Below are 15,262 nucleotides of genomic sequence, written 5' to 3' on the forward strand. Positions count from 1 at the left end.
GAAGGAGCTTGCACGATGAGTCGCCTGAAGCAATGGCTTCTTCGCCAGCGTTTCTTCTATGTGCTTATGGGGCTGAAGTACTACCTCGGCAACAATGTCGTTGCCCGCTTTCCGATCGAATGTGTTCGCCGCTTCTATCTGACCCGTGTGCTCAAGGTGGCGATCGGCAAGGACACGCACGTCAGCATGCGCTGGTTCGTCACCGGTTATCCGGTGCGCGCGCACGTCAGCATCGGTGACAACTGCGTGATCAACCGAGAGGTGTATCTGGATGGCCGGGTAGGCGTGGTTGTTGGAAACAACGTCAATGTGTCCTTCCAGACCTGCATCCTCAGCCTGCACCATGACCACAACGCACCGACCTTTCCCGCGATTGGCGGCGTGGTCACCATCCAGGACCATGCCTGGATCGGCGCCCGCGCCACATTGTTGCCGGGCGTGACCATCGGCGAAGGTGCCGTGGTTGCGGCGGGTGCGGTCGTCGCACGCGACGTGGCACCGTATGAGGTGGTGGGTGGCGTACCCGCCCGAAAGATCGGTGAACGCAACCGGGATATCCAGTACCTCACCAGGTTCTCACCGTATTTTGATTCGGATGTCTTCGATGAAACCGCAGGTTAAGAAACAAGTCCTCGTGTTCATGCTGGCGCCTTCGCTGCCGGCGGTGACAGGGGGCGACATCTATGCGGTGAACGCAGTACTGCCGTTCGCCGAGGAGATCGACTACCACCTGTTCTGTTACGTGGGCGGCGACGCAGATCGACGTAAAGTCGAGCAGCATCGCACGCTCTACGACAAAGTGTTCCGCTCGGTCCACCTCGAGCCTCGTCCGAAGATGCCGTTCGAGCTGCCCAAGGTGCAGCGTGCCCTGTCGATGGCGCGGCAAGCACTGCAGGGTCTGCCTTTCATCGATGCCAGCTACTACAGCCGCAGCGCCGTTGCGGCTGCACGTCGCATCGTCCGGGAGCAGGGCATCGATGCGATCGAGGTCAACTCGACCCATCTTGCGTTCTTCCGTCGGTTCATGCCACAGGTGCCGGGCATCCTGCTGAGCCACAACATCGAAGCTGACATTTTTCCGTTCTGGATGCCGGCAGGCCTGACCGGATGGAAGCTGCGATTCATGGAGTGGGTTGCCAGCCGAAGCCGGCAAGCCGCGAAGGCTGTCGAGATCGACAATGCCTTCGGGTTCTCGGCGATGACCTTCATCTCTCGCCATGACATGTCGCGGGTTACCGACAAGGTCCCCCGCTACCTCATGCCGCTGCACTTTCCGCTGGGTACCACGCGTTTTGAAGACAAGCCGGATGATGTCTTCCACGTATTGTGGATGGGAGGCTTTGGTTGGTACCCGAATGCGGAGGCGGTGACGTGGTTTGCCGAGAAGATCCATCCGCTGCTGGCAGACCAGTTGCGGGAGCGGAAGATTGTTCTGCACTTCTGCGGCGGCAATCCTCCGGAGGCGCTGCAGGCACTGCATGATGGGCGCAACGTTCTCGTGCATGGCTTCGTCGACGACCTGCAGTCGCTGCTGGACAAAGCGCATCTGCTGATGGTGCCACTGCTATCCGGCGGCGGCATCCGCGTCAAGATTGTCGAGGCGATGTCTGCCGGTATCCCGGTTCTCAGCACCAGCAAGGGGTGCGAGGGCATCGGCGCGACCGACGGCGTGAACATCCTGGTGCGTGATGACGCCGAAGGGTTTGCCCGTACATTGCTGGAATGCGCGCAGGATCGAACGCGACTGGCAGCTCTGTCGGCCGCCGGGCAGGATCTCATGGCGCGCGAGTATTCACAGCAGGCAAGCCTGGACGCCAAGCGAGCCGCCTATCGGCATGCGGGGGTGATGTAATGCAGGCAGCAGATACGCCGTTGACGGTTGCGCCGGTGGTTTCGGTACGTGGTGTCGGCAAGGTCTTCCGCATTTTCGACCGTCCGGCGCAGCGTCTGTTGCAGCCGGCAGCAAACCGGCTCCGGCGCCTGGTAGGCATGCAGCCGCAGCCGGTGCGCGTGTTTCATGCCTTGGACGACATCAGCTTCGACATCGCGCCGGGCGAAACTGTTGGAATCATCGGCCGCAATGGCAGCGGCAAGTCGACGCTGCTACAGATCCTGGTCGGTACGCTGCAGGCCAATACCGGTAGCGTAGCCGTCAATGGACGGGTATCGGCGCTGCTGGAACTGGGCGCTGGCTTCAACCCGGAATTCAGCGGACGCGACAACGTCTACCTGGCAGGCGCCATCATCGGCCTGGGTTCGGCGGACATGACCCGCCTCATGCCTGAGATAGAGAAGTTCGCCGATATCGGCGAATTCATCGACCAGCCCGTCAAAACCTACTCCTCGGGCATGTTTGTACGGCTCGCGTTCGCCGTGGCAATCCATGTGTCGCCCGATATCCTGGTCGTGGATGAAGCACTGGCAGTGGGTGATACCGCCTTCCAGACCAAGTGCCTCACCCGCATCCGCAGGATGCAGTCCGAAGGTGTCAGCATCATCCTGGTTACCCATTCCACCAATACCCTGCTGGAATACTGTGACCGGGGCATCTATCTGCGCCGAGGACGGGTCGTGCTGGATGGCCCCTGCCGCGAGGTTGTCAAAAAGTATGCCGACGACCTGGTGGACGAAGAAGGCGGAGCCGTTATCTATGCGGACGAGGCCCTTTCCAGCTTGCAGGACGATGACCTGCCTGCAGACGCTGCGGCATTGCCGGCAAGCGAAATCACCGGCGTGGAGATTCTTGACCTGCAGGGGCAGCCGAGGACGACGTTCAGCCATGGCGAACAAGTACTGGTGAAGGTCGCCATCCATGTACGCCGGCGTATCGAGCAGCCCTGCTATGGAATTCAGTTGAAGAGCGTGGATGATATTGCCCTGTGGGCTGGCACCACCCAGAACATGAGCCTTTCGCCGCTGCCAACGGAACCGGGCGATTATGTTTTCGATTGGAAATTGACCTTGAATGTGACCGGCAACCGCTATGTGCTGGCACTGGGCATCGGTGACCTCGACACGGGTGAGTACCACCGTCATTCACGCGTGCCCTACGCGGGCCATGTGGATGTATTGCCTCAGCCCCATTCCGGTCATGGCTGGCTTGCTCCGGCCCCTCGCTTCACCGCACCAGTGAGAACTGCATGATGACGCACTCCAAGCCAGTATTCAGGGCCCTGGTCGTGGGTTTCTATGGGGCACCCAACGTGGGCGACGAGGTGCTGCTGGACCTGCTGGTCCGCCGCATCCGCGAACTGGGCGGCGAGCCGGTGGTTGCCAGCATCGATCCCTCGTTGACCCGCCGCATGCATGGTGTGGATGCCGTGCAGTTTGCCAACGTCGGGGACATCGCTCGTGCATTGATGCATTGCGACGTACTGGTGATGGGGGGCGGCGGCATCTTCCAGGACCATCATCCCTTCAACCTCGATGCCGTGTACCTCCCTTATGCGAACGACATTTCCGGCTATGCACGGCCGATGCTGCTCGCGCGGCAACTGGGAGTGCCGACGATCGTATGGGGGCAGGGGGTTGGGCCGCTGAGTTCAGAGGGCGCACGCACCCTGGTGCGCGAGTTGTTCCAGCATGCGGCTGCGGTATCCGTGCGGGACGAATCATCCAAGGCACTGCTGCGCCAGATCGGCGTGGAACGGGATATCCTGGTTGCCGCCGATCCGGGATGGTTGTTCCGCCGCTATCACCCATTGCCGCCGCAACAGGCCGCGCATGGCGCAGGCCAGCCGCAGGACAAGGTGTTGGCGGTGGTGGTGCGTGAATGGGACAAGGGGCAGTGGAAAACGTCCCTGGTGGAGGCGTTGCGCACCGCAGTTCCTGCAGGATGGCGCATCCAATGGGTGGCGTTCCAGGCCCATACCGAAGGCAGTGGCGCCACGTCCGACCTGCCCTTGATCGAATCGCTGCGCCAGCAGCTACCGGGGCGCAGCAATGACGAACTGATCGCACCGGCAACAACGGATGCGACCTGGCAGACCATCGCCAGCGCTGACGCGGTGCTGTCCATGCGCCTGCATGCCAGTATCCTTGCCCTGCTGGCGGGCAAACCTACTGCGGGCCTTGAGTACGACGACAAGCTGTCGCATGCCCATGCGATGGCTGGAATGCCGTCGATTCTGAGGCTCTCGACCGACGATGGCCCGGAGCGCTTCGTGCAGGCGATCCAATCGCTGGTCGCCGAAGCCTGGCGGCCGGATCCGCAGGTGGTAGACGGCCTGGAAGTGTCCGCCAGCGCACACCTGCGGCTGCTTGACGACTGCTCCTCCCTGCCGCCGGTGCCCCTTCGCTTCGACGCAACCTCCACAGACTGGTTGTCATTGTGGTTGCAACAGGCACTGGTCGAGCTTGGACAGACCCGGCAGCAGAGCCAACGGGCCCACGATCTACTGCTGTTCCGGGATCATCAGCTTGCCGAACAGGCCACGCAGAACACAAACCTGACGCAGCAACTTGTCGAGAAGCAAACGAAGATGAATGAAGACATGGTCCGCCTGGATACGGTTCAAGGCCAGCTTCAGGAAAGTGCGCAGATGTTGCAGCAGATCCAGCAGGAGCTGGCAGTCAAACAGGCCTACATTGATGACAAGGAAGTCTACATCGCGATGCTGCGGCAGCAGATCGAGCAGGTGCAGGCCGAGCTGGTGCGCAGCCGTCAGGAAACCGCAGATGCGCTGAATCTCTGGCGTCGCCTGCGCAGGTTCCTGCAGTTGCTTCGCCGCGACCTGGTGCGCCTGCTGGCCGCCCCCTTCAAGTTGGCTTCGGTGTGGAGGCGGCATGGATTGAAGGTCGCACTGCAACAGATCCCGCGGCGCATGAAGACGCTGGGTGTTCCTCAGCCCGGAGGCGCACAACTGGCGGTCGAGCCGCCTCCGTCAATGGTGCGCCCGGTACGTCGCGAGCGCCTGTTGGTGCTTGCGAGTACGTTGGCTACCGATGGTTGGCCCAACCGGGCGATGCAGTTCGCGAAGGCGGGCGATCGTGCCGGCTTCTTCGTGCGCATCACCGCAGTGGATGGAAGTGCCTGGCCGGACGATGGCAGCGGCCTGCCTGCGCGTCTCGCTGTCGATGCGCACACCTGGCTGCAGGAAGTGCGTGCCGAGGGCACTCGCGTTCTGCTTGCAGATGCATCGCCGGAGGCGCTGGGCCTGGCCCGATCGGCGCGTGAACGCGGTGCCGAAGTGATCGTCGATCTTGCTGCACTCGGTGCGGATTCTCTCTCAGCGGAACTGCGCGTCCTTACTGATCGCGTTGTCACCGAAACCCCGGAGCAGAAGGTCGACGGCGTGCCGTCGCGCTTCCTGGGCGCGGCCGGAGACAATGAAATCTTCGACTCCTACCGCAGTCATGGGCTGCCGCAGGCATATGAGGACGGGCGACAACATGTCCTGTTCGTTGTCCTCGGCGGAGACGGCGACGCTTGGCTCGATGCCGCGCTGAAGGCATCCCCCGATCTCGTTTTCCATGTCACGGGAATGAACGTGGATGGCCGCGACAGCCGTCAGGTACGTGCCCTCGATTGGTCGTGGCAGCCGCAGCAGATGGCTCCGCTGATCGCCGGCGCACATGCGGTCGTCATCGTCGGCGGAGCCGGGGACAGTACGCGCCTTGCCGACCTGTCAATGGCGGCGCTGCTGCTGGAGAAGCCGGTGTTTGTCGATGCGCTGCCGTCGTTCGCACCGTCGCCCAACCTGCATCGTATGGATGCCGCGCAGCTTTCCGCACAGCTGGCCGGTGCCACTGCGTCGGAAGACTACGCATTCATCGCCCGTCACGCCTGGCTGGGCCATGTCGAGCAGTTGATGCAACCGGAGTATCCGGTGTCAGTAAGCGTGGTCGTGCTGATCCACAACAACCGCCGCATCATTGAACGCTGCGTCAGCACGTTGCTGGAGCATGCCGGGGAATGGCTGCAGGAAATCGTGGTTGTTGATAACCAGTCCAGCGATGGTGGCGCCGAACTGGTTGAATCGCTGTATGCAGGGCATGCCAAGGTGAAGCTTGTTCGCAATAGTGAGAATGGGTGCTCCTCGGGCCGCAACCTGGGTGTCAAGCATTCCACCGGCAGTTACATTGCGTTCTTCGATTCCGACCAATGGTTGACCTCTCCTTCCTGCTTCAGTGAAGCCGTGAACATCCTGGCGGCCAACCCCGGTGTCGGCACCATCGGCTGGAACGCAGGCTGGTTCGACGCCTCGCGTGATGACCTGGGCGGGCCCATCTCCGACTACCTTCCCAATCGCGGCATGAACAACGAGGCGCGCGTCAAGGGATACCGCGATGACGTGGGATTCCTGGGAACCAGTTGCATGTTCATTGCCCGCGACCTGTTCGAGCGTCTGGAAGGCTTCGATGTGTTCTACGATCCTACGTGCTTCGAAGACACGGACATCTGCTTCCAGGTGAAGAAGGCTGGTTATTCGGTGGCGTTCCGTGACCTGGCCGGTGTCCGTCATCAGCCGCACCAGACTACCGGCGCCAGCGAGGGTAGCGAGCGCTACAAGCGGCTGTTCAATCGCAACGCAGCCTATTTCCGCGACAAGTGGAAGGGGTATCCGGAGTTCTTCGTGGACCTCAAGTCCTGGCATTGAGCATGCATCGCTGGTTGGCAGCGCTTTCCAGGGCCAGGCACCATGTGCTGGAAGCAATGTTGGCGGTTGTTCCACAGTTCTATAGCCGCTGGTTCGATCGCAGTCGATCACCCGAAGCAGCGACCGAACAGCGCGTGCCCTTGGTACAGGGTGGGCGTCGCGCTGTTCTGCTGGTGGACCACGACTTCCCGGAGATCGACCGTGATGCGGGCTCGCGAGCGATTCTGTCGTTCGCCAAGCTCGTGGGTGAGGCCGGATTCGAGCTTGTGTTCTGGGCAGCATCGACCACGCCATCTGCTGCGGGAAGAGCGACGCTGCACCGTGCCGGTATCCATGCCTCCTGCCGCAGGGAAACGGGGCCGCTGGAAGAATGGTTGCGTGGTCCCGGTCGTGCCTGGAACCTGGTTGGCACCGTATTGAGTCGACCCTTGATCGCCGCCATGTACCTGCCGGTCATACGCCGCGGCCTGCCTGGCCCCTGCATCTACTACGGCCATGACATTCATTTCCGCCGCCTGCAGGCGATGCGGCGCATCGGCACCATATCGAGCCGGGGCCTGCTCTGGCAGCGGTGGGTGATGAGCAGGGTCGAGCGACGCTTATGGCAGTACGTTGATGTGGTGCTTTATCCCTCGCAGGAGGAAGCGGACGAGGTAAATGCATTCCGTCGTGCGCAAGCACTGGCCGGTAATGCCGAAATGTTCCCGCTGTGGACTCTGGAGGGTGACGTCTGCGTTGCGGCGCCCAGCGGTCGGCAGGGACTTCTGTTTGTGGGCAGCTACGCACACGCGCCGAACGTGGATGGCCTGGATTGGTTCCTGAGGGAGGTGCAGCCCAAGCTGAAGCTGCATGCGGGACAACGCACGCTGACGATCGTGGGTTCCGGAATGGAGGCTTACGTGCCGCCGTTGCCCACGACGCAGGTCCGCATTCTGGGGCGCGTTGACGATGCAACCCTGGATGCGTGCTATGGCCACGCCCGTGTAGTGATCGCGCCGCTGCGTTTCGGCGGGGGGGTCAAGGGCAAGGTTCTCGAAGCGATCGGCAAGGGAGTTCCCTGCGTGATGTCGACCGCTGGTGCCCAGGGACTGGATGGCTTGGAAACCTTCCTGCCCGTCAGCGATGATCCACAGGTGATCGTTTCCGCCATCCATCAACTGGTAGAGGATGACGCTGCCTGGGTGACGGCAGCGTCAGGGGCAGCAGCTTATCTTCGCCAACGTTACGACGCCGGGCGGTTTCGCGAGCGCCTGCGGCAAATGCTGGACGCGTGAGCCGGTTTGGATCCGGCTCATGGAGTGTGCTGGCAGACCCGCACCAGGCGAATCCAGTAACCCCGATCGGCATCGCTGCCACAGTTATCCGAACCCAAGGGCACATACTGATACTGGACGCGGCCGATCTTCATTACTTCGCTGAAGTGATAGACCGCCGAAAAACCAACGAACTGAGGTGCCTGAACAATCAGCGTACTGTCAGCGCGCCAGTGCTGGTTCACTACCGCGTCCACGTCGGCGGCAGATTCCACAGCAGCCTGGTGCGTATAGCGATGCACGCCCTGGCTGACAAGCCCGATATTGGCCACCAGCACCAGCATCCCGGCAATGGACAGGCAACGTGCCGGCAAGGATGGCGACCTCCAACTGCCAAGCAGTGCAAGTACCACCGCAATGTAAAGGAACGGTACGTAACGAGCCCACCAAGGTGCGGCGTGCACCAAGGTCAGCAGCATCAGGTATCCGATCAGCGCCAAGAGAAGACGAGTGGGCTGATCAGTGCGCTCGCGCGGCTTGATCGTGGCAACCAGGATGGCCAGTGCGGCGATGCAGAATGCCAGGGAGAACAGTGGTCCAAAACCAGCATAACGGGTGTCAGGAATGCCGGCGGCCTCGACCTCGCCAGGGCCTACCTCACCCGGCAGCTTCAGGCCTGGGTGCACAAAAGTGTTGGAGGTATGGGCGAACAGCGATCGCGCCAGCGTTACCGCACGATTTCCCTCGAGCATGCTGGGCTCGGCCTGATTCTCCATCACCTTGTTGTTGCCCGTGACCGGATAGGCGATGGGCAGGCCCGAGACGAGATGGTTCAGGTAGGGATGAGACAGAACGAACGCGCCCAGCAGCGCCCATCCGAGGACTTCTTTCCAGTTGGGCCTGCGCAGAAACAGGAAGGGGAGAGCCAACAGCGCCCCATAAAGAGCTCCGGTGAATTTCAGTCCAGCAAGAACGATCAGGCTGCCCCATGCGATGACGTTGCCGGTGGGTCCCCGCTGCTCATCCAGGCAAGCCAGCACGCATAGAGCAACCGCGGCATAGGTCGCGCCATCAACGTAGTTGGTCGCCGCCTGTGCCATCAGCGTAGGTGCGATCGCCAGCAGTATCGCTCCCACAACCGCCCGCCGACGCTGGCCCAGCACTGGCGTCAGTACGGAGATCGCATACAGGAACAACGCGATGGCCAGTACCATGCCCAAGGCCTTGCCCGACTCCCACCCGAAGCCTGTGTCCATCAAAGCCGCGCCAAACAGCCAGGACAGGTTGGGGTAGTGACTGACCCATTTGTTGTTGTCGTTGCCTTCCCAGATGCTGCCAGCGTAGTACGGTTCGTCCCGGGTCCGCGCCCAATCGATGAACTCCGGTGCGCTCCAAGGGTTCCAGCCCTCGTGCAATGCCACAGTGGCTGGCTTGTGATACATATTCCCATCCCAGGTGGCATCCTGGAATTGATTGCCCGTCCAGGCTGCGAGTGCCACCAAGGCCACAGCAAGCACCGCAGGCAGTGCCCAGTTCCGGATACCGGCCTGCTGCACGAGCAGGACTCCGACAGCGAAGGGCAGCACGATCCAGGCGTATGGCAGCCCCAGGTAGGTGCTGAGCGCCTTTCCCGTCACCATCAGTATTACCAGCACGATCAGCGCTGCGGCCACGCGGCGCGGCGCGGCACTCTGCAATGGCGCAACTACGGGGCGGCGCCCGGAGTCCATCAACATTTCTTTCATTGGGCTACTCAATGTTGCTGGCGGTAGTGCTCGTAGGCTGCGACAAGCATGTCCTCGTCGTTCCGGCTCGGGTGCCAGCCCAGAAGGCGCTCGGTAGGTGCAATGTCGACCACGTAATTGATGTCGGCAATCTGATACTGCTCCCGATGCAGCAGTGGTTTGCCCAGCTTTTCCAGCAACGACAGGGCCAACTTCAACGGCTTGGCCGGTACTGGCACTACAATCGAGCGCGAGCCGATGCGCTTGATCGTATTGCGCAGCAACTGGCGGACTGGCGGTGCATCGCCTGATCCCAAGCTCAGTGCGACGGCGGGGAATCCCTTCTCGACCGCAGCAAGAATTGCGCTGACGACATCCTCCACGGCGATCATCTGGTAGCGGTTCCGGCCGCTGCCGATGGTTGGCACGGGAAGGCCCAGGTCCATCAGCCGGAACAGCTTGATCAGGATGCCAAAGCGTCCGGGGCCCACAATCATGCGTGGACGCAGCACGGTAATCAGGTAGCCATCGGTCCGTGCCTGTTCGCACAGCTGTTCTGAAGCCGCCTTGCTGCGCCCATACGGACCCAACGGGTTGCGCCGGTGCGTTGGAGGTACAGGCAGCGATTCCGGCAGCCCGTACACCATATCCGTGCTGGTATAGATCAAGCGTGGCTGGCGCAGTTTGCGCATCCACTTCAGTACATTGGCTGTACCGGTAACGTTGACCTCGGCGAACCAGGCGTCCTGCTCTTTTGCCGGCACGGCGTTATGGAATTGCCTTGCCGCAAGATGGTGGACGACATCACCTTCATCCAATGGCACGCGCGATAGCGCCGCAGTATCCAGGATATCCAGTTGGTGGTGGACGACCCTCCCTGAAAATTCTGCAGGGAGAGGCAGCAGGTCAACGGTGTGGACTTGCTGGCCCTGTGCAAGGAGGGTCCGGACGAGATGCGATCCGGTGAAACCTGATCCACCAATGACAATATGCTTGCTCACGGCTCAGCCCCCACGCGCGACGAGAACGACGCCAGCACAGATCAGCGCGATTCCAGCCAGCTTCATTACGCTGACCGGTTCACGGAAGAACAGATATGCAGCACCAACGACGATTACGTATCCCACGCTCAGGAAGGGATACGCGAAACTCACCTGGACTTTGGAGAGGACGTACATCCAGAGCACGATGCTGATCGCATAGCACGACAGTCCGCTGAACACCCATGGATTGAAGACGATGCGGAGGGCGCCCTGTGCGAGTTCAAGCACGCCCTGGTTGGTCACCAGCGAAACATTCGGCATGCCTTTGCGAAGGAAAAGCTGCGCGCTCGCATTGAGGGCTACGGAGAACAGAATGAGTGGGATGAATTTGAGATACATGCGATCAACTTTGGAATGGTGAGGAGGCATTACCAGTGGCGTGTCGCCGCCATTACGATGACCAGCCCGACGAGGCCGACGCCCTGGCTGACGCGGTCGCGCGCTGCGAAAACGATGGGATCATCATGCATGTCGCCCCGGTGGGCGACAAACCAGGCACGGCTGATCCAGTACAGCAGCACAGGACAGAGCAGCCAGAGCACTTGGGGTGTGGCGTAGAGCCTGAGGCTGTCAGGGCTGTTGATGTAGAGGGCGAAGACCAGAACGCCGATGTAGCCCGCAGCTGTTCCGAATGACTGCACCAGCGGCAGATCGGCCACGGAGTATCCGCGCCCCGAGGCTTTCTGTTTCCCCTGCGTTGCAGCTGCAGTTAGTTCGGTATAGCGCTTGAGAAGGGCAAGACTGAGGAAAATGAACATCGAGAACGCCAGCAGCCAGAATGACCGTGGCGAATCGATTGCAAAAGCGCCGCCGATTATCCGTACGGTGTAAAGCGCCGCCAACACCACCACATCGATCATCACGATGCGCTTGAGCGTGAACGAATAGGCCAGGGTCGTGATGAAGTAGATCAGCAGGACAAGCGCGAACGCAGGACTTGTCCACAGGGCCAGGGCGAAACCAGCCAGTGTCAACAGGGGGGTGGCGACCACGCCATGAAACAGGGGCAAGGTCCCGGCCGCGAATGGTCGCTTCCGCTTCCGTGGATGCTGCCGGTCCGGTGCCAGATCCAGCAGGTCGTTCAGCAGGTAAACGCCGGATGCGCACAGGCCGAATGCAAGGAAGGCGAGCGCCGCGTTTACTACGGCTTCTGGCTCGAACAGGCGGTGCGCGGTAAGCAGTGGGACCAGTACCAGAAGGTTCTTCAGCCACTGGTACAGCCGCAGGGCCTTGATCCAGGTGCGGAGTCCTCCGGGCTGTCCAGGCAGGTGATCGATCAACCGGGTTTGCGCGCTGGCTCGGTTTGCCAGCGATTCGGAGGCGTTGACGACGATGGCACCTGCGGCGTGCTTCCAGACCGGCAGGTCAACGCGGTGGTTGCCAAGGTAGTCGAAACCCCGTTCCCCATAGCGCTCGACGAGGGCCTCAGCCTTGGCGTGCCCGGCCAGATTGCGGGCACCATCGCTGGCGATGACCTCGTCAAAAACACCGAGATGATCGGCGATCGGCTGGACCAGCAGCCGGTCCGAGGCGGTGCACAGGACACGCGGACGCTGCGGTGTCCCGCGCAGCAATGCCACGACACGCTCATCGTATGGCAGCGTTTCAACCTCCAAGGTCACCCGGGAAGCGAGCTGGCGCTTCACGTAGGCCTTGCCGCGCAGCAGCCAGAACGGTACCAGCAAAGCGAACAGCGGGTTGCGCGCCAGCAGGGCCAACAGTGATTCGTACAGCAGGTCGCTACGCAGCAGCGTCCCGTCCAGATCGACGCACAGGGCTGCTCCCGGCGTCAACTCCCCGGATCCGGCCGGTACATCATTGTGATGCGACATGTGCCGCAGTTCCCCTCATCCAATAGTGCGGGGAGTATACGAGGGGGCGTTACATTGCGACAGATTCAGGTACCACCCCGGGGGCGTGAAGGCAGTGCGTCCCAGGACAGGCTGGAGCAGCCGGCTGAGCCGTCACAGCAGGGGCCAATCGCAGTTGGTGCAGGGTAATGAGCTCGCAGCCCGCCGTAGCGCAGGTCGTTTGTCCAGGCACCAGCGTCAAGGTGAGCTGCCCGCCAGCCTCGCTGGACAGGCGTGCCAGGTCGATGGCGTATTCACGCGTCCCTGCCTCGATCTGAAGCAAGCCGAGCGGGGCGTCATTGGCCAGCACCGTGATCTCGCGAGGTGACTGCGCTGACAGTGAAAGGACTGCCTCCAGCCGGGCGGGTTCGGATGGCAGGCGCAGGCGGAGCGAGGCGGCCGCAGCCCGAACGCTGCGCCCTTGGGGAGATGGACCGTGCCAGCCACAGGAAATGAAACGATTGCTGGCATCGGTGCTGAAATCCACCGACGATCCTACGGGGAGCGCCTCGTAGGCAGGCAACAAGGTATAGCCATCCAGTCGCACCGCAGCCTCTGGCGACACCCCGACACGTACTTCAGCCAGAGGCAGGTCATCAGGGAATACATATCTGGCTTCCAGCATCGTCCCGTCAAGTTCATCGGCTGTGTCCAGCAGCGCATGGCGATCGTAGGTCTGTGCCCCGTAACTGGCGACGATGTCTGCCCAGGCACCGTTGGCGGGGTGGGCCACGCCCTTCAGGCTGAGGGTATAGTTGCCCGCGCACAGATCCTGGTAGGCACCATAGGCCAAGGTCCCTTCGGCACCCTGCGAGAACAGCTTTCCATCCATCGCCTCTCCGACGATCGTATTGCTCGCATCGAAGTGGTTGCGGATGATGAAATCGTTGCGCAGCTGAGATGCCGGGGGGGCTTCGCGTGCAGCCTGCAGCAGTTCCGGCACCAACGCGCCGGCCTTGAGCGATTGTTGTGATACCACGCGAGCCGTTCCATCAGCACTCCCCCACAGGCACCACTCATCGGCGGGCTGTCGTTCGTCGAACGCAAAGCAGCGATCAATATAGAGGACCTGCTGGGAATCACCTCCGGCCAGAAGGTGGCCAGAGCGGATGCCATTCGTGCCCAGCTGGGCAATTCGGCCGCGGTCATCGGCAGCGATGGCCAAGGGCGGAGTCAGGGTCTGCTTACCCAACTGGATGACGCCATCCACCAACTGCAGATGATCGTCGATCCGGCCCAGTTCCCATAGTGTGCTGGAATAGGCCATGAAACCTGGTAAGTGGTCCTGGCTGGCATCTGGTTCCCGACCGGGGCGGACACTCAATGAAGTGCCTGCGCCTTTCACTGAAAGCTGTGAGCGGCCAAATCCGAGTGCCACTCCGCCTTGCAGGGCATCAAGCAGAGAGGCCCCCGTATCGAGGGTGGTTGCGGGTCGATCAACCTGCCTCGCGCGCAGGCCGCTGCCGAACATGAGGAGAAGGTTGCTGCGATCAGCATCGCGCAGCAGGTCGGCAACGTCGTTGGGCAGAGCCAGATGGTCCGATGCAACAACAATGATTGTATTGCGAGCGTAGGGACTGGTGCGGATGCGACGTACGAAATCAGCAACCAGTCGGTCCGAGCAATGGATTGCGTCGAGCATCGGCCTGCGCTGGCCAAGTCCTTCATAGGCTACATCGAGGCAGGCATGGGGGATGTGTCCGCTTGGATGATGTGTATCCAGAGTCAGGCCGACGAGCGCGAAAGGCGTGGTCCGCTGCGAGAGCGCAGCGAAGCGGTCCCAGAGCGCATCCAACAGGACATCATCGTGGACGCCCCATGGCGAGAAGCGGTTGTCGCCCAGCTTCAGGTTCTTGAAATAGGAGCGATCGCGTACCGTGCCGAAGCCGTGGCTGGCGAGGAACTGTCCCTTTCCAGCGAAATCAGAAGCGGCGCCTCCGATGAACTCGACGTCGTATCCGCGCTCGCGCAGGTGATCGGTCAGGCAGTACGCGCCAGGCAGGAAGCGGCCGATGCTTGCATAGCCATTGGCATCCTGGCTGAGGGAAAGGGGGACGCCGCACAGAGAACTGACCATGCCGGCAATCGTCCACGTGCCGCCTTCACGCGAGTCCACGTGCAGGAAATCCACGGCCTCGCTGCGCAGCTTGTTCAACTCTGGCGTCAGTCCGGGGAATCGCGACTCATCGAGATAGGTACGCTCGAAGCTTTCGGCGTAGAGAATCACCACGTTGCGGTGATTCCCGAGCGGGCCGTCGGGCCGTACGTACTGGTCCCCTTGTGCCGGTGCAAGACGCGCCTGCCGATCCTGGCGTACCAGTGTCGCGACGTCGTAGACGATCGGATTGAAAACCAGCGTCGCCAGCAGAGAAGCCGTGAACATAGGACCGGCGGGTGCCCACCTTCGTGCCGAATGCAGGCGGGGCATGAAAGCGAGGAGCAGGCACGCCACCAGTGCTGCCGAAAGCAGAACGATGGGTAAGCTGAAATCAGCGGCTCCTGCGCCGCGCATGCCTGCGCGCAGATGATAGATCACGGCGTAATCGATGCCGTTGCCACTGAGTGCATCAATGAAAAGCCAGATCGCCAGCAGTGCTCCGCAGAGCGCAGTGACCAGCAGCTTCCATCGCTGTCCATGTGTGCAACGTCGCGCAAGCAACGCGAGCATTCCGATCCATGCCGCAAAAAGCAGGCATTTCATCGCCATCTGCATTCTCTCCCTCCGGTTGGAGCGATGGGAGGGGGAATGCTACAGAATCAAGACAGCACAAAAGGCGTGTTGCAATACGCCGA

At 61.6% G+C, this 15,262-nt stretch carries 10 protein-coding genes; 5 read left to right on the forward strand and 5 right to left on the reverse strand.

Annotation, left to right across the window (positions count from 1 at the left end; genetic code table 11):
• Window positions 1-15: 15 nt before the first annotated feature.
• From B9Y82_RS20955 to B9Y82_RS00960, 5 genes are read left to right on the forward strand one after another with little or no spacing between them, the layout of a single operon-like run.
• A complete protein-coding gene (locus B9Y82_RS20955; RefSeq protein ID WP_100471198.1) occupies window positions 16-621 on the forward strand; it encodes an acyltransferase in 606 nt (201 codons plus the stop codon).
• A complete protein-coding gene (locus B9Y82_RS00945) occupies window positions 605-1,852 on the forward strand; it encodes a glycosyltransferase (protein WP_100471199.1) in 1,248 nt (415 codons plus the stop codon). Before B9Y82_RS20955 ends, B9Y82_RS00945 begins: the two co-directional genes overlap by 17 nt.
• Window positions 1,852-3,144 carry an ABC transporter ATP-binding protein gene (locus B9Y82_RS00950; protein WP_100471200.1) on the forward strand — a complete coding sequence of 431 codons (1,293 nt, stop codon included), beginning with the start codon at window positions 1,852-1,854 and terminating at the stop codon, window positions 3,142-3,144. Before B9Y82_RS00945 ends, B9Y82_RS00950 begins: the two co-directional genes overlap by 1 nt.
• A complete protein-coding gene (locus B9Y82_RS00955) occupies window positions 3,141-6,599 on the forward strand; it encodes a polysaccharide pyruvyl transferase family protein (protein WP_100471201.1) in 3,459 nt (1,152 codons plus the stop codon). The genes B9Y82_RS00950 and B9Y82_RS00955 overlap by 4 nt, the downstream gene beginning before the upstream one ends.
• A gap of 2 nt (window positions 6,600-6,601) precedes the next feature.
• A complete protein-coding gene (locus B9Y82_RS00960; protein WP_100471202.1) occupies window positions 6,602-7,873 on the forward strand; it encodes a glycosyltransferase in 1,272 nt (423 codons plus the stop codon).
• 17 nt (window positions 7,874-7,890) lie between these two features.
• On the opposite strand, the gene B9Y82_RS00965 is transcribed toward B9Y82_RS00960, so the two are convergent.
• From B9Y82_RS00965 to B9Y82_RS00985, 5 genes are all read right to left on the reverse strand, one after another.
• The gene (locus tag B9Y82_RS00965) at window positions 7,891-9,597 is read right to left on the reverse strand and encodes a hypothetical protein (RefSeq protein WP_100471203.1); all 1,707 of its coding nucleotides are present in this window, start codon (window positions 9,595-9,597) and stop codon (window positions 7,891-7,893) included.
• A gap of 8 nt (window positions 9,598-9,605) precedes the next feature.
• The gene (locus tag B9Y82_RS00970) at window positions 9,606-10,577 is read right to left on the reverse strand and encodes an NAD-dependent epimerase/dehydratase family protein (protein WP_100471204.1); all 972 of its coding nucleotides are present in this window, start codon (window positions 10,575-10,577) and stop codon (window positions 9,606-9,608) included.
• 3 nt (window positions 10,578-10,580) lie between these two features.
• Window positions 10,581-10,958, reverse strand: coding sequence for an SMR family transporter (locus B9Y82_RS00975; RefSeq protein ID WP_100471205.1), 378 nt, complete (start codon window positions 10,956-10,958; stop codon window positions 10,581-10,583).
• Window positions 10,959-10,987: 29 nt separating this feature from the next.
• Window positions 10,988-12,394 (reverse strand): UbiA family prenyltransferase, encoded by a 1,407-nt coding sequence (locus B9Y82_RS00980; RefSeq protein ID WP_100475148.1) that lies wholly within the window; start codon window positions 12,392-12,394, stop codon window positions 10,988-10,990.
• Between the two features lie 106 nt (window positions 12,395-12,500).
• Window positions 12,501-15,182 (reverse strand): sulfatase-like hydrolase/transferase, encoded by a 2,682-nt coding sequence (locus B9Y82_RS00985; protein ID WP_100471206.1) that lies wholly within the window; start codon window positions 15,180-15,182, stop codon window positions 12,501-12,503.
• Window positions 15,183-15,262 lie beyond the last annotated feature (80 nt).

Origin of the sequence: Stenotrophomonas maltophilia, assembly GCF_002799155.1 — a bacterium.
GTDB lineage: Bacteria > Pseudomonadota > Gammaproteobacteria > Xanthomonadales > Xanthomonadaceae > Stenotrophomonas > Stenotrophomonas maltophilia_R.

Excerpts from the sequence above, each read along its gene's own strand:
- B9Y82_RS00950 (WP_100471200.1), top strand. The coding sequence starts at position 1,852 with ATGCAGGCAGCAGATACGCCGTTGACGGTTGCGCCGGTGGTTTCGGTA.
- B9Y82_RS00960 (WP_100471202.1), top strand. The coding sequence starts at position 6,602 with ATGCATCGCTGGTTGGCAGCGCTTTCCAGGGCCAGGCACCATGTGCTG.
- B9Y82_RS00945 (WP_100471199.1), top strand. The coding sequence starts at position 605 with ATGAAACCGCAGGTTAAGAAACAAGTCCTCGTGTTCATGCTGGCGCCT.
- B9Y82_RS00955 (WP_100471201.1), top strand. The coding sequence starts at position 3,141 with ATGATGACGCACTCCAAGCCAGTATTCAGGGCCCTGGTCGTGGGTTTC.
- B9Y82_RS20955 (WP_100471198.1), top strand. The coding sequence starts at position 16 with ATGAGTCGCCTGAAGCAATGGCTTCTTCGCCAGCGTTTCTTCTATGTG.
- B9Y82_RS00985 (WP_100471206.1), bottom strand. The coding sequence starts at position 15,182 with ATGCAGATGGCGATGAAATGCCTGCTTTTTGCGGCATGGATCGGAATG.
- B9Y82_RS00975 (WP_100471205.1), bottom strand. The coding sequence starts at position 10,958 with ATGTATCTCAAATTCATCCCACTCATTCTGTTCTCCGTAGCCCTCAAT.
- B9Y82_RS00965 (WP_100471203.1), bottom strand. The coding sequence starts at position 9,597 with ATGAAAGAAATGTTGATGGACTCCGGGCGCCGCCCCGTAGTTGCGCCA.